This window comes from Embleya sp. NPDC020630, assembly GCF_044334985.1.
Classification (GTDB): domain Bacteria; phylum Actinomycetota; class Actinomycetes; order Streptomycetales; family Streptomycetaceae; genus Embleya.
The window spans coordinates 58,324-78,157 of sequence record NZ_JBIRUB010000002.1; the positions used below are offsets into that span (position 1 = coordinate 58,324).

Here is a 19,834-nt window from a genome sequence, read left to right on the forward strand (position 1 = left end):
GCCCGACGGGCCACCGGTAGCGGGAAGACAGGCTCGCGGGGTGACGGTGCCGGTGGACCCGAGCCTGTTGGCCGAGCACCGCCGCGCTCTACGACGCTCTCAACCGTGGCCGCCTCGACGTCGGGCGATCACGGCGGACGCTCGCCGCGCTGCGCCGGCCCAAAAGCCGCCGACGACCGGCTCGTCCTGGCCGTGGACGCGAGCAACCGGCTGCGGCCGGACGCACCCACCAGCGCGGACAGGCTGTTCTGCCACACCTACGGCTGGGGTCGGAATCAACACCTGATGATCCCGGGCCGGCCGTACTGGTTCGTCGCAGCCTTCGAATCGGGCCCCACCTCGTGGTGCCAACTGCTGGACGCCGTCCGGCTCGGTCCCGAGGACGACGTTGCCGAGGTCACCGTTGTCCAGGTCCGCCGAGTGGTCGAGGGCCTGGTCCCCGGCGGCGGTGGCGCGAGAGGGCGATCCGAACATCCTGATCGTCTTCGACGCCGGCTACGACGCCCCGCGCGTGGCCCACCTGCCGGCGGGCTCTCCGTCGTCGACTGGGGCCGGGCCCTGTGGTGGACCGACCTGGTCGACACCCCGATCGCCCGCTGGGCCCCGGACGCCGCCGGTGAGCGAAGCCCCCGCCATCCGGGGCGGAGCGCGCTCGCAGGCGGCGCGGGCGACGTCATCGGGTGATGGGCGGGGCGCCGGTCGCGGCGATGGAGAGGTCCCAGAGGCGCGCGGCCTCGTCGGGGTCGATGGCATACGCGCGCACGCCGCCGTCGTCCATCGGCTCGTCGGGAGCGGAGACGCGGGCGACGTCGCAGTCTTCGAGGTAGAGCCCGCCCCGTCCGTCGAGCAGCGCGGATGTCGCGGCCCACACTCCGGTGGCGGCGCCCTGGGACGCGGTCTTGAAGTCCGCCCCGATCACGTTGCCGTGCTCGTCCACCCAGCCGCGGTCGATCTGCTCCTGCAACGCCATCTCGCGTTGCAGACCGGTGATGATCTTGCCCGGATGCAGCGCGAACGCTCGGACGCCGTCGTCGCGTCCGAGCGCGTCGAGGTGCACGGCGAACAGCGCGTTGGCGGTCTTGGACTGACCGTAGGCCAACCACTTGTCGTAGCCGGTGCGGAAGTGCGGGTCGTGTCGGCGGATGCCGGTCAGGGCGTGTCCGGCGGAACTGTTGACGACGACACGAGCGCCGTCGGCGGCGACCAGGAGGGGATACAGCTCGCACGCGAGGGCGAAGTGCCCGAGGTGGTTGGCCGCGAACTGGCCTTCCCAGCCGGGCCCGACGCGTCGTTCCGGGATGGCCATGACCCCGGCGGTGGCCATCAGCAGGTCGAGCCGGTCGACGGATTCGCCGATCCACGCGGCGGCGGACCGCACGCTGTCCAGGTCGGTCAGGTCCATGGCGACGACCTCGCAGCCCGGTACCCGCTGAAGCGCGGCCCGGGCCACATCGGGACGACGGGCCGGAACGATGACCCTGGCCCGCGCCGCCGCCAGCGTCCGGGCGGTCTCCAGGCCGAGGCCGGAGTAGCCCCCGGTCACCACGGCGGTCATGCCGGACAGGTCGAGGTCGGCCACGATGTCCGAGGCGTGGGTGGCGGCGGAGAAGGGTGAGCCGAGGGGTTGCTGAGCGGTGATCGTCATGTCGCCGACGCTACGATCTAGAGTGAGGTCTAGATCAAGTCCGAGAGCGAGCGACGGCATGACCACCGAGCCCACCACGCAGTCGTTTGGCATCGGCGAGGTGGCCGAACGCACCGGCCTGAGCGTGCACGCCCTGCGCTTCTACGAGCGCGAGGGCCTGCTGGTCGGCCCGGTCCTGCGCACGCCGGGTGGCAGGCGGCGCTACACCTCGTTCGACGTCGACTGGCTCCTGATCTGCGTCAAGCTCCGCGAATCCGGCATGCCACTGGCCGAACTCGAACGCTTCGCCGAACTGGTCCGCCAGGGCCCGGGCAACGAGGCGGAACGCCTACACCTGCTCGACACCCACCGCCGGCGCGTGGACGCCCAGATCCGCGCGCTGGAGGAATGCCGCTCCGTGATCACCTGGAAGGTCGACATCTACGCCGACCATTTGGCGAGGGGCGAAGCGGGCGGGCTTTGGGACCCGAGGACCTGAGGGCGGGGTTGATGGCTGGGTCGGGTGCGGTGTGGCAGGGGCGGTAGCGGTGGCGGGCGAACGGGGCGGCCGACCGGTTCCGAGCCGGGGGTGGGGGTGGGGGTGAGGCCGGGGCTGGGGTCGTCGGAGGCCGGGCGTTTCACCATGGCGATGGGCGCGGGCGGCGACGGCCGCCTCGGGCTGCCTGAGGCCGCGTTGGGCCGGCCGGGCTGGGCTGCGTTGGGTTGCGCCCCCGCGCCTCTAACTCGGCCGGGGTCCGTTCGGCTCGGCCCGCTCGGCCCGGTTTCGGCCGCAGCGCCCATAGGCGGCACGCCACACCTGGCCGATGTGCCTGCCCCATCTTCGATAGCCGATAGGGCAGTTGGCACGCCACCGGGGAAGATCAGCGGCGGAGCCGGGGCGGTCGGGTCGAGTCGACTTGCCAGGGGCCTTCCCGAGTGCGTCGCGCGTCTTCGGCGAGAGTCGCGCTTGTGGTTGCCGGCCGCCTGGTCCGGGGCCGGTCAGAGTCGCCAGGTTGGCCGCCGCCGGCGTGCGGGGCTCCGACACCCGAAGCCCCCGACGAGACGGCCGCTTTACTCGGCGAAAACCGGCCGGCAGCGGGGAGCGGGAGGGCGGTCGGGTCGAGTCTGCCGAGGAGCCTTCCCGAATGGGCCGCGCGTTTTCGGCGAGGGTCGCGCTGGTGGTTGCGGAGGGCCGGTCCGGGGTCGGTCAGAGTCGCCGGGTCGGCCGCCGCCAGCGTGCGGGGCTCCGAGCCCCGAGGTCTCTGACGAGACAGGCGCTTTGCTTGGCGGAAACCGTCCGGCAGCGGGGAGTGGGTGGGGCTCGGGTCGGGTCCGCCGGGGGCCTTCCCGTGTGGGTCGGGTGTTTCCGGCGGGCGTCGCGCTTGTGGCTGCGGAGGGCCGGTTCGGGGCCGGTCAGAGTCGCCGGGTCGGCCGCCGCCGGCGTGCGGGGCTTCGAGAGTCGGGGTTCCCGACGAGGCGAGCGTGTTGCTCGGCGACAACCGGCCGGCAGCGGCGGAGCGGCAGGGTGGTCGGGTCGGGTTCTCCGGGGAGCCTTTCCGGGTGGGTCGAGTGATTTCGGTGTGTGGTGGGCGTGTGTGGGTGGTGTTGGATTCACGAAACCGGATCCCGTGGGGTGCCGCAGCCTTTGCGTGAGGGAAAACCGCAGGTCAGTGCTGATGGGAGCTGTTTCGGGCGCCTCGGGATCCGGTTTTGGCCTCTGCTGGGCACTTTCGGTCTTCTCGGCGGCCTCTGTGAGGTCGCAGCACGCGACGTCGGCTTCCACTGCGCAGTTTTGGTCTCCACGCCGGCGTTGAGGGTGTCGCAAGGCACGAAACCGGCACTCGACGTCCGAGTGTGCCTCCTAGCCCCGCAAAATCGCAGGTCACCGAAGCTCGAAGCCCAGAAGCACGCACCGCGATCCGGTTCCGAATCCCAGCTCCTCTCCAAACGCCTGCGACCCGCCCTGAGGGCCCCGGAGAACCCGACCCGACCCACCCGGAAAGGCTCCCCGGAGAACCCGACCCGACCACCCTGCCGCTGCGCCGCTGCCGGCCGGTTTTCGCCGACCAACACGCTCGCCTCGTCGGGAACCTAGAGTTTTCGAGCCCCGCACGCTGGCGGCGGCCGACCCGGCGACTCTGACCGACCCCGGACCGGCCCTCCGCAACCACCAGCGCGACCCTCGCCGAAAACGCGCGGCCCATTCGGGAAGGCTCCTCGGCAGACTCGACCCGACCGCCCTCCCGCTCCCCGCTGCCGGCCGGTTTTCGCCGAGTAAAGCGGCCGTCTCGTCGGGGGCTTCGGGTGTCGGAGCCCCGCACGCCGGCGGCGGCCAACCTGGCGACTCTGACCGGCCCCGGACCAGGCGGCCGGCAACCACAAGCGCGACTCTCGCCGAAGACGCGCGACGCACTCGGGAAGGCCCCCGGCGGACTCGACCCGAGCGCTCTCCCGCTCCCCGCTGCCGGCCGGTTTTCCGCCGAGCAGCACCCTCGCCTCGCTGGGAGCTTCGAGTCTCGGAGCCCCGCACGCCGGCGGCGGCCGACCCGGCGACTCTGACCGGCCCCGGACCGGCCCTCCGCGACCACCAGCGCAACTCTCGCCGAAGACGCGCGGCCCACCCGGGAAGGCCCCCGGCGGACTCGACCCGAGTGCTCTCCCGCTCCCCGCTCCCCGCCGCCGGCCGGTTTTCGCCGGACAGCGCGCCCGTCTCGTCGGGAGCCCCGGGCTTCGAAGCCCCGCACGCCCGCGGCGGCCCACCACTCGACTCCGACCCGCCCCGCACCGGCCGTCCGCGACCACAAGCGCAACACCCGCCGAAAACCACCCCACCCACCCGGAAGGCCCCTCGGAACCCCCGCCCCCCGCCCCGTCAAGGCCCCCGCCCCCACCGCAGCCGGACTGTGTCCGTTGGTTCACGAACTCGCCACGATGGTGTTCGACGCCGTCCCCGCAGCCCATCCCGTGGTTGCGCTGGGTGACCATGGGCAGCCAACCGGGTGGATCGATTATCACAACCGATCATCATCAGCCAAATTTGATGAGCTTGTGAACGGGTGGTATAGGCGATTCCCATGATCAACATCGTCCGTGAGTGGCGAACCGTTTAGGCTCCCCTATTTCTCACCCTGTGTGATTTTGGCCTGCACGCAACCGTTTCTGATCGATCATCAGGTGGTGAAGATCACACCATGATCATTCTCTACCCGTGTCGCAGATCACATCGGAAGGGGCCTAGGATGGGCGCCGTTCCGGCAGCTTGTGAACCCGGTCACATGCGTGGCTTCGGGGGACTGAGAAGGGAGATGGGAGCGCGGTGAACCTGTACGCGCCGATCCTCGTGCTCGGGGGCATTGCCCTGGCCTTCGGACTGGTCTCCCTCGTGATGGGGGCGCTCACCGGGCCCAAGCGCTACAACCGGGCCAAGCTCGAGGCCTACGAATGCGGCATCGAGCCGACCCCGCAGCCGGTCGGCGGCGGGCGATTCCCGGTCAAGTACTACCTGACGGCGATGCTCTTCATCGTCTTCGACATCGAGATCGTCTTCCTCTACCCGTGGGCCGTCTACTTCGACTCGCTGGGGATCTTCGGTCTCGTCGAGATGGTCATGTTCGTGGCCGCGGTCTTCGTCGCCTACGCCTACCTCTGGCGCCGCGGCGGCCTGGAGTGGGACTGACCGACGACATGGCACATGCACGTACACACACCGTGGGCCCGATCAGCCAAGCCCAGGCTTCCCCCAACGACTGACGGAGAGAGGGCATCCGCGTGGGTATCGAGGAGAAGCTGCCCAGCGGCTTCCTGTTGAGCACCGTGGAAGGGCTGGCCGGCTACTTCCGCAAGGGATCGTTCTGGCCGGCCACGTTCGGACTCGCGTGCTGCGCGATCGAGATGATGGCGACCGGCGCAGGCCGCTACGACCTGGCCCGCTTCGGCATGGAGGTTTTCCGGGCCTCGCCGCGCCAGGCCGACCTGATGATCGTCGCCGGGCGGGTCAGCCAGAAGATGGCGCCGGTCCTGCGGCAGATCTACGACCAGATGCCCAACCCCAAGTGGGTGTTGTCGATGGGCGTTTGTGCCTCGTCGGGCGGCATGTTCAACAACTACGCGATCGTCCAGGGCGTCGACCACGTGGTGCCGGTGGACATCTACCTCCCCGGCTGCCCGCCCCGGCCCGAGATGCTGATGGACGCGATCATCAAGCTCCGCGAGGAGATCCAGGCGATGCCGCTGGGCGTCAACCGCGAGAAGGCCGCCCGCGCCGCCGAACAGGCCGCCATGAAGGCGCTGCCCACCATCGAGATGCTTCCCGCGAGCGCCCGCCGCGGCGCCCACGAACTCGATCCCGGCATCCCGGTCGGCCACGCATCCGCGCAGCACACGCACGCGGGCCACCCGCACACCGGCCACACCAACGACGGGGGCGCCCGATGACCGTCCCTGGCAGCACCCCCGAGGAAAAGGCCCAGCTTCCGGTTCCCGCCGACGCCGACGCCGAGCCCATCGCGGTGCGTCGTGGCATGTTCGGCGCGCGCGACTCCGGCGACACCTCCGGCTACGGCAAGCTCGTCCGTACCGTCGCCTTCCCCGGCCCCGCAGCCCGCCCCTACGGCGGCCCGCGCGGCACCGCGGACGGCGAGGGCGAGTTCGACCTCGTCGCCGACGAGCTCTCCGGCGCCCTCGCGGAGGCCGGCATCGAGTTCGACCAGGCGATCGAGAAGGTCGTGGTCGACCGCGGCGAGATCACCTTCCACGTGCGCCGCGAGTCGCTGCCCCGGGTCGCGCTGACCCTGCGCAACGACCCGGCGCTGCGCTTCGAGCTGTGCACCGGCGTGTCCGGCACCCACTACCCTCAGGAGGCCGGCCGCGAGCTGCACGCGGTCTACCACCTGCGCTCGATCACCCACAATCGGGCGCTGCGGCTGGAGGTCTCGGCCCCCGACGCGGACCCGCACGTACCGTCCCTGGTGAGCGTGTATCCCGCGCTCGACTGGCACGAGCGCGAGACCTACGACTTCTTCGGCCTGATCTTCGACGGCCACCCCGCGCTCACGCGCATCCTCATGCCGGACGACTGGCCCGGCCACCCGCAGCGGAAGGACTACCCGCTCGGCGGCGTGCCCGTCGAGTACAAGGGCGCCCAGATCCCGCCGCCCGACCAGCGGAGGTCGTACAACTGATGTCCGATCAGACAACGACACCCCCGTCCGCCGCGTACGCGCGGGAGACCACCGAGGGCCGGGTCTACACGGTCACCGGCTCCGACTGGGACGAAGTGGTCCAGGCCGCGGCGGACGCCGAAGAGCGCATCGTCGTCAACATGGGCCCGCAACACCCGTCCACGCACGGCGTGTTGCGGCTGATCCTGGAGATCGACGGGGAAAGCGTCACCGAGGCCCGCTGCGGGATCGGCTACCTGCACACCGGCATCGAGAAGAACCTGGAGTTCCGCACCTGGACCCAGGGCGTCACCTTCGTGACGCGCATGGACTACCTGATGCCGCTGCACAACGAGACGGCCTACTGCCTCGCGGTGGAGAAGCTGCTCGGCATCACCGACCAGGTGCCCGAACGCGCGCAGGTGATCCGGGTCCTGCTGATGGAGCTCAACCGCATCTCCTCGCACATGGTCTGCCTGGCCACCGGCGGCATGGAGATCGGCGCGCTCACCGTGATGACCTTCGGGTTCCGCGACCGCGAACTGATCCTCGACGTCTTCGAGATGATCACCGGGCTCCGGATGAACCACGCCTACATCCGCCCCGGCGGCCTGGCCCAGGACCTGCCGCCCGGCGCCGTGGACAAGATCCGCGAACTGGTCAACATCCTCCCCGGCCGGATCCACGAGTACGAACTGCTGCTCAACGACAACGCCATCTTCAAGGGCCGCACCCAGGGCATCGGCTACCTCGACCTGGCCGGCTGCATGGCCCTCGGGCTGACCGGCCCGGTGCTGCGCTCCACCGGCCTGCCGCACGACCTCCGCAAGACGCAGCCGTACTGCGGCTACGAGAACTACGAGTTCGACGTCGCCACCGCCGACTCCTGCGACTCCTGGGGGCGGTACCTGATCCGCATCGAGGAGATGAAGCAGTCGCTGCGGATCGTCGAGCAGTGCCTGGACCGGCTGGCCCCCGGACCCGTCATGGTGGCCGACAAGAAGATCGCCTGGCCCGCGCAACTGGCCCTGGGCACCGACGGGTTGGGCAACTCGCCGGCGCACATCAAGAACATCATGGGCACCTCGATGGAATCCCTCATCCACCACTTCAAGCTGGTGACCGAGGGCTTCCGGGTGCCGCCCGGCCAGGTCTACAGCGCGATCGAATCACCCCGGGGCGAACTGGGGGTCCACGCGGTCAGCGACGGCGGCACCCGCCCCTACCGCGTGCACTTCCGCGACCCCTCCTTCAACAACCTGCAGGCCATGGCCGCGATGTGCGAGGGCGGCCAGGTGGCGGACGTGATCGTGGCAGTGGCGGGGATCGACCCCGTCATGGGAGGTGTCGACCGATGAGTACGGACCTGGGCATGCCGATGCCCCCGGCCAAGCCGGCTCCGCCGTACCCGCCCGAGGTGCGCGCGCGCCTGGAGGTGGACGCGAAGGAGGTGATCGGCCGCTACCCGCAGTCGCGTTCGGCGCTGCTGCCGCTGCTGCACCTGGTGCAGGCCGAAGAGGGCTACGTCACCGGCACCGGCATCGAGTTCTGCGCCGACATCCTCGGCCTGACCACCGCCGAGGTCTCCGCCGTCGCCACCTTCTACACGATGTACCGGCGGCGCCAGGGCGGCGACTTCCACGTCGGCGTGTGTACCAACACGCTGTGCGCGGTGATGGGCGGCGACGAGATCTTCGCGAGTCTGAAGGACCACCTCGGCATCGGCAACAAGGAGACCACCGCCGACGGCGTGGTCACCCTGGAGCACATCGAGTGCAACGCGGCCTGCGACTACGCGCCCGTGGTGATGGTCAACTGGGAGTTCTTCGACGACGCGACCCCGCAGTCGGCCAGGGAACTCGTCGACGACCTGCGCGCCGGCAAGGACGCGCTGCCCACCCGCGGCGCCCGACTGTGCACCTTCCGCGACACCTCGCGGATCCTGGCCGGCTTCCCCGACGAGCGCCCCGGCGCGGTGGACGAGGGCGGCGCCGGTGGCGCGGCCAGCCTGGTCGGCCTGCGGATCGCCAACGGCACGCACACCGACGACGCGCCCCGATCCACGACCGCGACCGTGCCCGGCTCCCGCAGCGCGACCCAGGGTGGCGCGAACGAGGCACCGCCCGCCCCGAGTTCGCACGACGCCCCGGCGCGCACCGCCGAGTCCGACCCGGACCACCCCGCGCCTCCCGCCGGGAACGCGCCCGACCAGGACGGGGACCAGGCGCCGTGACCGAACCCTCCCTTCTCACCCCTGTGCTCTCCGCCAACTGGGACGAGCACCGGCCGTGGACGCTGGACACCTACCGGCGCGGCGGCGGCTACGACGGCCTGCGCAAGGCGCTGGCCATGCACCCCGACGAGGTGATCCAGACCGTCAAGGACTCCGGTCTGCGCGGTCGCGGCGGCGCGGGCTTCCCCACCGGCATGAAGTGGGGCTTCATCCCGCAAAACGACGGCAAGCCGCACTACCTCGTGGTCAACGCGGACGAATCCGAGCCGGGAACCTGCAAGGACATCCCGCTCATGTACGCCAACCCGCACGTGCTGATCGAGGGCGTGATCATCGCGTCCTACGCGATCCGCTCCGGGCACGCCTTCATCTACGTCCGCGGCGAGGTCGTCCCGGTGCTTCGCCGGCTGCACGCCGCGGTCCGCGAGGCGTACGCGGCCGGCTACCTCGGCAAGAACGTGCTCGGCTCGGGCTTCGACCTCGAACTCACCGTGCACGCGGGCGCCGGAGCGTACATCTGCGGCGAGGAGACCGCGCTGCTCGACTCGCTGGAGGGCCGCCGGGGCCAACCCCGACTGCGCCCCCCGTTCCCCGCCGTGGCCGGCCTGTACGCGTCGCCCACCTGCGTGAACAACGTCGAGTCGATCGCCTCGGTGCCGCCGATCCTGAACAAGGGCGTCGAGTGGTTCCGCTCGATGGGCTCGGAGAAGTCGCCCGGGTTCACCCTGTACTCGCTGTCCGGACACGTCACCCGGCCCGGCCAGTACGAGGCCCCCCTCGGTGTGACGCTGCGCCAACTCCTCGACCTGGCGGGCGGGGTACGCGCCGGGCACCGGATCAAGTTCTGGACGCCCGGCGGCTCGTCCACGCCGATGTTCACCGACGAGCACCTGGACGTGCCGCTCGACTACGAGGGCGTCGGCGCGGCCGGCTCCATGCTCGGCACCAAGGCGCTGCAGATCTTCGACGAGACCGTGTGCGTGGTGCGTGCGGTGCTGCGCTGGACCGAGTTCTACGAGCACGAGTCCTGCGGCAAGTGCACCCCGTGCCGCGAAGGCACCTACTGGCTCACCCAGTTGCTCACCCGCCTGGAGCACGGCGAGGGCACCGAGGAGGACTTGGAGACGTTGCTCGACGTCGCCGACAACATCCTCGGCAAGTCCTTCTGCGCCCTCGGCGACGGCGCGGCGAGCCCGATCCAGTCCTCGCTCAAGTACTTCCGCGACGAATACCTCGCGCACTTCGAGCACGGCGGCTGTCCGTTCGACACCGCGGCATCCACCGCGTGGGCGACGACGGCCCCCGCTTCCACCGGGGCAGGAGCGCACAGCTGACATGACAGTCACGACCAACACCCCCGCGGGTGGGCCGCCGGCCCCCAAGCCGGAGGACCTCGTCACCATCTCGGTGGACGGGATCGACGTCTCGGTGCCCAAGGGCACCCTGGTGATCCGGGCCGCCGAGCTGATCGGCATCCAGATCCCCAGGTTCTGCGACCACCCACTGCTCGACCCGGTCGGCGCCTGCCGGCAGTGCCTGGTCGACGTCGAGGGCCAGCGCAAGCCGCTCGCGTCCTGCACCACCACCGTCACCGACGGCATGGTCGTCCGCACCCAGCTCACCTCCCCGGTCGCGAAGAAGTCGCAGGACGGGGTGATGGAGCTGCTGCTGATCAACCACCCCCTGGACTGCCCCGTCTGCGACAAGGGCGGCGAATGCCCGCTCCAGAACCAGGCGATGGGCGCCGGCCGGGCGACCTCCCGCTTCACCGAGGTCAAGCGCACCTTCCCCAAGCCGCTGCGGATCTCCTCCGAGGTGCTGCTCGACCGCGAGCGCTGCGTGCTCTGCGCCCGCTGCACCCGCTTCTCCGAGCAGGTCGCGGGCGACCCGTTCATCGCGCTGATCGAACGTGGCGCGCTCCAGCAGGTCGGCATCTACGAGAAGCAGCCCTTCGAGTCCTACTTCTCCGGCAACACCATCCAGATCTGCCCGGTCGGCGCCCTCACCTCGGCCGCGTACCGCTTCCGCGCCCGGCCGTTCGACCTGGTGTCCTCCCCGACCACGTGCGAGCACTGCGCGTCCGGGTGCTCGCTGCGCGCCGACCACCGCCGGGGCAAGGTGCTGCGCCGGCTCGCGGGCGACGAGCCCGAGGTCAACGAGGAATGGAACTGCGACAAGGGCCGCTTCGCGTTCCGCTACGCCACCCGTCAGGACCGGCTCACCTCCCCACTGATCCGGGACGAGGAGAGCGGCGAACTGGTTCCCGCGTCCTGGTCCGAGGCACTGGGCGTGGCCGCGCGCGGGCTCGCCGCCGCCCGGGGCAGCGCCGGGGTCCTGGTCGGCGGCCGGGCCACCCTCGAAGACGCCTACGCCTACGGCAAGTTCGCCCGGGTCGCGCTCGACAGCAACGACATCGACTTCCGCGCCCGCGAACACTCCGCCGAGGAGGCCGAGTTCCTCGCCCAGCGAGTGGCCGGCACCGGGCTCGGGGTCACCTACGCCGACCTGGAGAAGGCCCCCGGCGTGCTCCTGGTCGGCTTCGAACCCGAGGACGAGTCGCCGATCGTCTTCCTGCGGCTGCGCAAGGCATCGCGCAAGGGCCTGAAGGTGTACGGCATCGCGCCGTTCGCCTCCTCCGGGCTCGCCCGGATGGGCGGCACGCTGCTGCGGGCCGCCCCCGGCACCGAGACCGAATGGCTCTCCGCCCTCGCCGACCCGGAGGTCGCCGGCGAACTCGCGCGCGGCGCGGCCGAGGTGTTGCGCAAGCCGGGCGCGGTGGTGCTGCTCGGCGAACGCCTCGCCGGCGTGCCGGGCGCCCTCGCCGCGGCGAGCGCGCTGGCCGGGCGCACCGGCGCCCGACTCGCCTGGGTGCCCCGGCGCGCGGGCGAGCGCGGCGCGGCGGACGCGGGCGCGCTGTACAACCTGCTGCCGGGCGGCCGGCCGGTCGACCACCCCGAGGCGCGCGCCGAGGTGGCCGCCGCCTGGGGGGTCGCCGCGCTGCCCGCCGGCTACGGCCTGGACACCACCGCGATCCTGACCGCCGCCCGCGAACAGCGCCTGGCCGCACTCGTGGTCGGCGGCGTCGAGGTGGACGACCTGCCCGACCCGACCGCCGCGCTGGCCGCCCTGGACGCGGCCCGCTTCGTGGTCAGCCTCGAACTGCGGCACAGCGCGGTCACCGAACGCGCCGACGTGGTCTTCCCCGTCGCCGCCGCCGCCGAGAAGCCCGGCACCTTCGTCGACTGGGAGGGCCGCGAACGCCCGTTCGCCACCGTCCTGAAGAAGGACCAGCTCGGCGGCGACCTGGCCGCGGTGATGTCCGACCTGAGGGTGCTGGACGCGATCGCCGAGGCGATGGCCGAACAACGCGAGGGCACCCCGATCGAGCTGCCCTCGCTCACCGCCGCCCGGCGCGAACTGCGCCGCCTCGGCCGGTGGACCGGCGACCGCGGCCCCGGCCCCGAGGGCCGCGCCCGCGAACTCCCGCGCCCCGGCGCGGGCGAGGCCGTACTCGCCTCCTGGCGCCTGCTCCTGGACGAGGGACGCGGCCAGGACGGCGAACCCCATCTGGCGGGCACCCGGCGCGCGCCGGTGGTCCGGCTCTGCGCGTCCACGGCCGCCGAGATCGGCGCCGAGGACGGCGGCGGCGTCACCGTGACCTCGTTGCACGGGGAGGTCACGTTGCCGCTGCGCATCACCGACATGACCGAGCGCGTGGTGTTCCTGCCCGCGAACTCGCCCGGCTCCCCGGTGCGTCGCGCACTGCGGGTCGCCCCCGGCGAGGTGGTCCGGATCCGCCCGGCGGTGCTCGACCTCGCGTCCGCGCAGGGCCCGCCCGACAACACCGGCCTCAACGGTCGGACCGCACACGTTCATGAGGAGGAGCGGTGACGGACAGCGGCATGCAGCTCGCCGCGGCCGGGTTCGGTACCGACGTCTGGTGGCTGATCCTGCTCAAGGCGGTGCTCATCTTCGCGTTCTGCGTCGTCATGACGCTGTTCGCGATCTGGTGGGAACGCAAGGTCGTGGCCTGGATGCAGATGCGCATCGGGCCCAAGTACACCGGCCCGCAGGGCCTGCTCCAGTCCCTCGCGGACGGCGTGAAGCTCGCGCTCAAGGAGGACATCACCGTCAAGGGCGCCGACAAGGCCGTCTACATCATCGCCCCGATCGTGGCGATGGTCCCGGCGTTCATGGCGTTCGCGGTGATCCCCTTCGGCCCCGAGGTCTCCATCTTCGGGCACCGCACGCACCTGCAACTGACCGACCTGCCGGTCGCGGTCCTCTACATCCTCGCGGTCGCGTCCGTGGGCATCTACGGCATCGTGCTCGCGGGCTGGTCCTCCGGCTCGACCTACCCGCTGCTCGGCGGGTTGCGCAGCTCGGCCCAGATGATCTCCTACGAGATCGCGATGGGCCTGTCCTTCGCGGCGGTGTTCCTCTACTCCGGCTCGATGTCCACCTCGGAGATCGTCGCCGCGCAGCAGGACACCTGGTACGCGATCCTGCTGCCGGTCTCGTTCATCATCTACGTCGTCGCGATGATCGGCGAGACCAACCGGGCGCCGTTCGACCTGCCCGAGGCCGAGGGTGAGCTGGTCGGCGGCTTCCACACCGAATACTCGTCGCTGAAGTTCGCGCTGTTCTTCCTCGCCGAGTACGTGAACATGGTCGTGGTCAGCTCGCTGGCGACCACCCTGTTCCTCGGCGGCTACCTGGCCCCCTGGCCGATCACCGCGGTGTGGGACGGCGCCAACTCCGGCTGGTGGCCGTTCCTGTGGTACTTCCTCAAGGTCCAGGCGTTCATCTTCGTCTTCATCTGGCTGCGCGGCACGCTGCCCCGGTTCCGCTACGACCAGTTCATGAAGATCGGCTGGAAGGTGCTGATCCCGCTCTCGCTGGTGTGGCTGATGCTGGTCGCCACCGTGCGCGCGCTCAAGAACGAGGGCTACGAGCAGTCCCGGATCGTGCTGTGGGTCGCGGGCGGCGTGGTCGCGCTGCTCCTGCTGTCGATCCTGTGGGACGCGGTCACTCCGAACAAGGACGCGGAGGCCGAGGAGGCCGCCGCGAAGGCCGCCGGTCCCGAAACGTTCGACCCGATGGCGGGCGGGTTCCCCGTACCGCCCATGCCGGGCCAGCAACTCCCGCCGGTGCCGCGCCGCAACGTGCGCAGACCGGAGCCGGTCGGCGCGCCGGCGGCGGAGCTCCCGGCCGACCGCACTGAAGGAGAGGCATAGACCCGTGCCCAAGTTCCTCGGACCGGTCGCGGGGTTCGGTGTCACCTTCGCGACGATGTTCAAGAAGGCGAACACCGAGTACTACCCGTACGAGAAGAAGGTCACCGCACCGCGATTCCACGGCCGGCACCAGCTCAACCGCTACGCCGACGGCCTGGAGAAGTGCATCGGCTGCGAACTGTGCGCGTGGGCGTGTCCCGCCGACGCGATCTTCGTGGAGGGTGCCGACAACACCGACGAGGAACGTTTCTCGCCCGGTGAGCGGTACGGCCGCAACTACCAGATCAACTACCTGCGCTGCATCTTCTGCGGTCTGTGCATCGAGGCCTGCCCGACCCGGGCGCTCACCATGACCAACGAGTTCGAGCTGGCCGACACCAGCCGGGCGAGCCTGATCTTCACCAAGGAACAGCTGCTCGCGCCGCTGTACGAGGGCATGGTTCCCGCGCCGCACGAGATGTACCCGGGCACCACCGACACCGACTACTACCTGGGCAAGATCACCGGCGCCGCACCCGGCACGGTGACCCAGGGGCGGTCCGGTGAGCCGGCCGAGGCGGGCGCGCAGGGGACGGAGGCGGGCCGATGAGCCCCGGAATGGACTTCGCGGCCGAGGTCACCAAGACCTCCACCGGCGAGGCGCTGCAGTTCTGGGTGCTCGCGGCCGTCGCGCTGATCGGCGCACTGGCGACCGTCTTCATGAAGAAGGCGGTGCACAGCGCGCTCGCGCTGGTCACCACGATGATGTGCCTGGCGATCTTCTACCTGGCCCAGGGCGCGGTGTTCCTGGGCATCGTGCAGATCGTGGTCTACACCGGCGCGATCATGATGTTGTTCCTGTTCGTGCTGATGCTGGTCGGCGTCTCCTCGGTGGACTCGCTCAAGGAGACCCTCAAGGGTCAGCGGATCGCCGCCGCCGGGCTCGGTCTGGGCTTCGGCATCCTGCTGACGGCGGCCATCGCCAACGCCTCGATCACCCACTTCACCGCGCTGGCGACCAAGTCGGCGGGCAGCCGCCCGGTATACCCGGCGGAGACCGACGACGAGGCGCTGCGCGCGGTCTCCCAGGGCAACGTGCAGGGCCTGGCGCACCAGATCTTCACCAAGTACATCTGGGCCTTCGAGATGACCAGCGCGCTGCTGATCACCGCGGCGGTCGGCGCGATGGTGCTCGCGCACCGCGAGCGCCTGGTGCCGCGCAAGACCCAGCGCGAGCTGTCCGAGGAGCGGGTGCGGGACAACAGGCAGGTCGCCCCGCTGCCCACGCCCGGGGTGTACGCCCGGCACAACGCGGTGGACGTACCCGCGCTGCTCCCCGACGGCAGCGTCTCGGAGTTGTCGATCAACGGCACACTGCGGGCGCGCGGTCAGATCCGCGACGTCAGCGCCGAGGCGGTGCACAGCGTGGCCGCGTTGGAGAGCGCGGGCGCCGACGATGACGACGAGGCGTGGCCCGACGAGTCGGACGCGCCCGCGTCCGCGCCGGTGCCCACCGCCCGCCAGGAGCACGAGGACCCCGACCCGGGCTCGGGCGACGAGGTCGGCGCCGGCGCCGGTTCGAAGGAGGGGCGCTCGTGAACCCGGTGAACTACCTGTACCTGTCCGCGCTGTTGTTCACCATCGGCGCGGCCGGGGTGCTGCTCCGGCGCAACGCGATCGTCGTGTTCATGTGCGTCGAACTGATGCTGAACGCCTGCAACCTCGCGTTCGTGACGTTCGGCCGCATGCACGACAACCTCGACGGCCAGATCATCGCGTTCTTCACGATGGTCGTCGCCGCCTGCGAGGTCGTGGTCGGACTGTCCATCATCATCGCCATCTTCCGCAGCCGCCGTTCGGCCTCGGTCGACGACGCCAGCCTCATGAAGTGGTAGGTCGGAACCGGTGATCGAAACCTCCTCCCTGGCCTCCGGCGCCCTGCTCGCCAACGAGGGCGGCGGCGGGCTGCACTCCACGGCCGCCTCCGGTGCCTTCTCGGCGCTGTGGCTGGTCGTCGGACTGCCGTTGCTCGGCGCGGTGTTGCTGCTGGTCGGCGGCAAGCGGACCAACCCCTTCGGACACATCCTCGCCACCGCGCTCGCCCTCGGGTCGTTCGTGGTCGGCGTGCTGATGTTCGTGACCATGCTCGACAAGTCCGGCACCGGCCGCTCGGTGGACCAGCACCTGTGGACCTGGGCGCCGGTCAACGAGTTCCAGGCCGACATCGGCCTGCACCTGGACCAGTTGTCCATGGTGTTCGTGCTGCTGATCACCGGTGTGGGCTCGCTGATCCACATCTACTCGATCGGCTACATGGCGCACGACGAGAACCGTCGGCGCTTCTTCGCCTACCTGAACCTGTTCGTCGCGGCGATGCTGCTGCTGGTGCTGGCGAACAACTACCTTCTGCTGTACGTCGGTTGGGAGGGCGTCGGGCTTGCCTCCTACCTGCTGATCGGGTTCTGGCAGCACAAGCCGAGCGCCGCGACCGCCGCCAAGAAGGCGTTCATCATGAACCGCGTCGGCGACTTCGGTCTGGCCGTGGCGATCTTCCTGATGTTCACCACGTTCGGCACCTTCTCCTTCGCGGACGTGCTCGGCGGCAGCGCGACCGCGAGCGACGGCACGATGACCGCGATCGGCCTGATGTTGCTGCTCGCCGCCTGCGGCAAGTCGGCGCAATTCCCGCTCCAGGCCTGGCTCGGCGACGCGATGGAGGGTCCGACCCCGGTCTCCGCGCTGATCCACGCGGCGACCATGGTCACCGCGGGCGTGTACCTGATCACCCGCTCGGCGGAGATCTTCAACGCCTCGCCCGACGCCCAGCTCGCGGTCACCATCGTCGGCGCGATCACCGTGCTGTTCGGGGCGATCGTGGGTTGTGCCAAGGACGACATCAAGAAGGCGTTGGCCGCCTCCACGATGAGCCAGATCGGCTACATGATCCTGGCCGCCGGCCTGGGTCCGATCGGCTACGCGTTCGCGATCATGCACCTGGTCACGCACGGCTTCTTCAAGGCCGGGCTGTTCCTCGGCGCGGGCTCGGTCATGCACGGCATGAACGACGAGGTGGACATGCGCCGCTACGGCGGCCTGCGCACGTACATGCCGATCACCTTCGTCACTTTCGGCCTGGGCTATCTGGCGATCATCGGATTCCCGCTGCTGTCCGGGTTCTTCTCCAAGGACAAGATCATCGAGGCGGCGTTCGCCAAGGGCGGCACCTCCGGCTGGATCCTGGGCGCGGTCACCCTGCTCGCGGCCGGGCTCACCGCGTACTACATGACGCGCGTGATGCTGATGACCTTCTTCGGCAAGGAACGCTGGAAGGAGGCGCCCGCGGGCGCGCCGGCCGACTGGCACGAGCCGCACCCGCACGAGTCGCCGGTCTCGATGACCGGTCCGATGATCCTGCTGGCCTTCGGATCGGTGTTCGCCGGCGGCCTGTTCGCGCTGAACGACTCGTTCGTGAAGTGGCTGACCCCCGTTACCGGGTTCTCGCACGGCGACCTGCCGATGAGCGAGTGGGCGGTGACCGGCATGGCGATCGCGATGGTCGCCCTCGGCACGGCGGTCGCCTACCTCCAGTACGCCCGCCGCGAGGTGCCCTCGGTGGCGCCGGCGGCGAGCCCGGTCACCGCGGCGGCCCGCCGCGACCTGTACCAGGACGCCATCAACGAGGGCCTGGTCATGCGGCCCGGGCAGTATCTGACCCGCCTGCTCGTGTGGTTCGACAACAGGGGCGTGGACGGATTCGTCGGCGGCCTCGCGGCCTTCGTCGGCGGCACCTCGGCGCGGGTGCGCCGGGTACAGACCGGGTTCGTCCGCACGTACGCGCTGTCCATGTTCGGCGGCACGCTGCTGGTCGTGGCCTGCACGCTGATGGCTCGGATGGCGTGATGACGACGATGCCGACCCGAATTCGGATCGCCCACACGGTAGGCGTCCAGGCGGAGGGACTTCGATGAACGGCCACTTTCCCTGGCTGACGACGCTCGCGGCGCTGCCGTTCGTCGGCGGCCTGTGCGTCGCCGCCGTACCGGCCGGCAAACGCAGGCTCGCCAAGAACGTGGCGCTGCTGTTCAGCCTGCTCACGCTGGCCGTCGCCGTGGTGGTGGCGACCAAGTTCGACAACGACGGCGGACGTTTCCAGATCACCGAGAGCTACAGCTGGATCTCCTCGTTCGGGGTGCGCTGGTCGTTGGGCGTGGACGGGATCGGCCTGGTGCTGATCCTGCTCACCGCGGTGCTGATGCCGCTGCTGATCCTGGCCTCGTGGCACGACGCGGACGACGCGCCGGTGGGCGCCGACGGCTCGGCGGGCACGGGCCGGCCCGCGCCGCGCAGCACGCACGCGTTCTTCGCGCTGATGCTGCTGGTCGAGGCGATGGTCGTGGTGTCCTTCGCGGCCACCGACGTGTTCATGTTCTACGTCTTCTTCGAAGCCATGCTGATCCCGATGTACTTCCTGATCGGCGGCTTCGGCGGCGCGCAACGCTCCTACGCGGCGGTCAAGTTCCTGCTGTACAACCTGCTCGGCGGCCTGGTCATGCTGGCCGCGGTGGTGGGCCTGTACGTGGCCACCGCCAACCAGGGCATCGGCGTCGACGGGCACGGCACCTTCGACTTCGTGAAGATCTCGCAGGCGGTGGCCACCGGTCAGCTGGACATCGATCCGACCGCGGAGAAGGCGCTGTTCCTGGGCTTCATGTTCGCGTTCGCGATCAAGGCCCCGCTGTGGCCGTTCCACACCTGGCTGCCGGACACCATGACCGAGGCCACCCCCGGTGTCGCGGTCCTGGTCACCGCGATGGTGGACAAGGTCGGCACGTTCGCGATGCTCCGGTTCTGCCTGGAGATCTTCCCGGACGCGTCGAAGTACTTCGCCCCGGTGGTGATCACCCTCGCGGTGATCGGGATCATCTACGGCGCGCTGCTCGCGGTCGGCCAGACCGACATCAAGCGGCTGATCGCGTACACGTCCATCTCGCACTTCGGCTTCATCATCCTGGGCATCTTCGTGATGACCAGCCAGGGTCAGTCGGGCGCGACGCTGTACATGGTCAACCACGGCTTCTCCACCGCGGCCCTGCTGCTGATCGCGGGCTTCCTGATCTCGCGCCGCGGCAGCAAGACGATCGCCGACTTCGGCGGCGTGCAAAAGGTCGCCCCCATCCTCGCGGGTACGTTCCTGGTGGCCGGACTCGCGACCCTTTCCATGCCGGGACTCGCCCCGTTCGTCAGCGAGTTCCTGGTGTTGGTGGGCGCGTTCACGAAGTACAAGGTGGCCGCGATCTTCGCCACCACCGGCATCGTGCTCGCCGCCCTGTACGTACTCGTCCTGTACCAACGCACGATGACCGGTCCGGTCCGGCCCGGGAACGAGAAGCTTCGCGACCTGGTGCCGCGCGAACTGGCGGTCGTGGTACCGCTGATCGCGTTCCTGCTCGTGCTCGGCGTCTACCCGAAGCCGGTGCTCGACGCGGTGAATCCGGCCGTGGACCACACGCTCAGCCGGGTGGAGCAGAAGGACCCGGCGCCCACCAAGCCCATCGAACAGGCCGCGGGCACCGAGGCGCACACCACTGGAGGCTCCAAGTGA

Annotated in this window: 15 protein-coding genes and 1 pseudogene; 15 read left to right on the plus strand and 1 reads right to left on the minus strand. The window is 70.3% G+C overall.

Annotated elements, in window-relative coordinates; all coding sequences use genetic code 11:
• Positions 1-40 precede the first annotated feature (40 nt).
• A pseudogene (locus ACH4XV_RS06380) lies at positions 41-538 on the plus strand (transposase); the annotation flags it as partial.
• A gap of 135 nt (positions 539-673) precedes the next feature.
• Here the strand turns inward: ACH4XV_RS06380 and ACH4XV_RS06385 are convergent.
• Positions 674-1,645 carry an SDR family NAD(P)-dependent oxidoreductase gene (locus tag ACH4XV_RS06385; RefSeq protein WP_395787175.1) on the minus strand — a complete coding sequence of 324 codons (972 nt, stop codon included), beginning with the start codon at positions 1,643-1,645 and terminating at the stop codon, positions 674-676.
• A 58-nt stretch (positions 1,646-1,703) separates the two neighbouring features.
• Here ACH4XV_RS06385 and ACH4XV_RS06390 point away from each other — a divergent pair, with 58 nt between their 5' ends.
• The 14 genes from ACH4XV_RS06390 to ACH4XV_RS06455 all read left to right on the plus strand — a co-directional run bounded on the left by ACH4XV_RS06390 (position 1,704) and on the right by ACH4XV_RS06455 (position 19,834).
• Entirely contained in the window at positions 1,704-2,123 is a 420-nt protein-coding gene (locus ACH4XV_RS06390; protein WP_395787176.1) for a MerR family transcriptional regulator, read from the plus strand.
• Between the two features lie 2,817 nt (positions 2,124-4,940).
• Entirely contained in the window at positions 4,941-5,300 is a 360-nt protein-coding gene (locus ACH4XV_RS06395; protein WP_395787177.1) for an NADH-quinone oxidoreductase subunit A, read from the plus strand.
• A 92-nt stretch (positions 5,301-5,392) separates the two neighbouring features.
• Entirely contained in the window at positions 5,393-6,058 is a 666-nt protein-coding gene (locus tag ACH4XV_RS06400; RefSeq protein WP_395787179.1) for a NuoB/complex I 20 kDa subunit family protein, read from the plus strand.
• Positions 6,055-6,804 carry an NADH-quinone oxidoreductase subunit C gene (locus tag ACH4XV_RS06405; RefSeq protein WP_395787181.1) on the plus strand — a complete coding sequence of 250 codons (750 nt, stop codon included), beginning with the start codon at positions 6,055-6,057 and terminating at the stop codon, positions 6,802-6,804. The genes ACH4XV_RS06400 and ACH4XV_RS06405 overlap by 4 nt, the downstream gene beginning before the upstream one ends.
• A complete protein-coding gene (locus ACH4XV_RS06410) occupies positions 6,804-8,141 on the plus strand; it encodes an NADH-quinone oxidoreductase subunit D (RefSeq protein WP_380005571.1) in 1,338 nt (445 codons plus the stop codon). Before ACH4XV_RS06405 ends, ACH4XV_RS06410 begins: the two co-directional genes overlap by 1 nt.
• A complete protein-coding gene (gene nuoE, locus ACH4XV_RS06415; protein ID WP_395787183.1) occupies positions 8,138-9,016 on the plus strand; it encodes an NADH-quinone oxidoreductase subunit NuoE in 879 nt (292 codons plus the stop codon). The genes ACH4XV_RS06410 and nuoE overlap by 4 nt, the downstream gene beginning before the upstream one ends.
• Positions 9,013-10,350: an NADH-quinone oxidoreductase subunit NuoF gene (gene nuoF, locus ACH4XV_RS06420; RefSeq protein ID WP_395787185.1), complete on the plus strand. Its 1,338-nt coding sequence runs from the start codon at positions 9,013-9,015 to the stop codon at positions 10,348-10,350. The genes nuoE and nuoF overlap by 4 nt, the downstream gene beginning before the upstream one ends.
• A 1-nt stretch (position 10,351) precedes the next feature.
• Entirely contained in the window at positions 10,352-12,907 is a 2,556-nt protein-coding gene (locus ACH4XV_RS06425) for an NADH-quinone oxidoreductase subunit G (protein ID WP_395787187.1), read from the plus strand.
• Positions 12,908-12,918: 11 nt separating this feature from the next.
• On the plus strand, positions 12,919-14,253 hold the full coding sequence (nuoH, locus tag ACH4XV_RS06430; protein WP_395788609.1) for an NADH-quinone oxidoreductase subunit NuoH: 1,335 nt from the start codon (positions 12,919-12,921) through the stop codon (positions 14,251-14,253).
• Positions 14,254-14,257: 4 nt separating this feature from the next.
• The gene (gene nuoI / locus ACH4XV_RS06435) at positions 14,258-14,842 is read left to right on the plus strand and encodes an NADH-quinone oxidoreductase subunit NuoI (RefSeq protein WP_380031891.1); all 585 of its coding nucleotides are present in this window, start codon (positions 14,258-14,260) and stop codon (positions 14,840-14,842) included.
• Positions 14,839-15,831, plus strand: a complete 993-nt coding sequence (locus tag ACH4XV_RS06440) for an NADH-quinone oxidoreductase subunit J (protein WP_395787189.1) — start codon at positions 14,839-14,841, stop codon at positions 15,829-15,831. Before nuoI ends, ACH4XV_RS06440 begins: the two co-directional genes overlap by 4 nt.
• Positions 15,828-16,127 carry an NADH-quinone oxidoreductase subunit NuoK gene (gene nuoK, locus ACH4XV_RS06445; protein WP_020549317.1) on the plus strand — a complete coding sequence of 100 codons (300 nt, stop codon included), beginning with the start codon at positions 15,828-15,830 and terminating at the stop codon, positions 16,125-16,127. The genes ACH4XV_RS06440 and nuoK overlap by 4 nt, the downstream gene beginning before the upstream one ends.
• A gap of 106 nt (positions 16,128-16,233) precedes the next feature.
• Positions 16,234-18,132 carry an NADH-quinone oxidoreductase subunit L gene (gene nuoL, locus ACH4XV_RS06450; protein ID WP_395788611.1) on the plus strand — a complete coding sequence of 633 codons (1,899 nt, stop codon included), beginning with the start codon at positions 16,234-16,236 and terminating at the stop codon, positions 18,130-18,132.
• A 64-nt stretch (positions 18,133-18,196) separates the two neighbouring features.
• Positions 18,197-19,834, plus strand: a complete 1,638-nt coding sequence (locus ACH4XV_RS06455; protein ID WP_395787191.1) for an NADH-quinone oxidoreductase subunit M — start codon at positions 18,197-18,199, stop codon at positions 19,832-19,834.

What these genes read in the sequence shown, in the direction of transcription:
- ACH4XV_RS06385 (WP_395787175.1), bottom strand. Translation starts at nt 1,645, where the DNA reads ATGACGATCACCGCTCAGCAACCCCTCGGCTCACCCTTCTCCGCCGCC.
- ACH4XV_RS06390 (WP_395787176.1), top strand. Translation starts at nt 1,704, where the DNA reads ATGACCACCGAGCCCACCACGCAGTCGTTTGGCATCGGCGAGGTGGCC.
- ACH4XV_RS06405 (WP_395787181.1), top strand. Translation starts at nt 6,055, where the DNA reads ATGACCGTCCCTGGCAGCACCCCCGAGGAAAAGGCCCAGCTTCCGGTT.
- ACH4XV_RS06410 (WP_380005571.1), top strand. Translation starts at nt 6,804, where the DNA reads ATGTCCGATCAGACAACGACACCCCCGTCCGCCGCGTACGCGCGGGAG.
- nuoE (WP_395787183.1), top strand. Translation starts at nt 8,138, where the DNA reads ATGAGTACGGACCTGGGCATGCCGATGCCCCCGGCCAAGCCGGCTCCG.
- ACH4XV_RS06425 (WP_395787187.1), top strand. Translation starts at nt 10,352, where the DNA reads ATGACAGTCACGACCAACACCCCCGCGGGTGGGCCGCCGGCCCCCAAG.
- nuoH (WP_395788609.1), top strand. Translation starts at nt 12,919, where the DNA reads ATGCAGCTCGCCGCGGCCGGGTTCGGTACCGACGTCTGGTGGCTGATC.
- ACH4XV_RS06440 (WP_395787189.1), top strand. Translation starts at nt 14,839, where the DNA reads ATGAGCCCCGGAATGGACTTCGCGGCCGAGGTCACCAAGACCTCCACC.
- ACH4XV_RS06455 (WP_395787191.1), top strand. Translation starts at nt 18,197, where the DNA reads ATGAACGGCCACTTTCCCTGGCTGACGACGCTCGCGGCGCTGCCGTTC.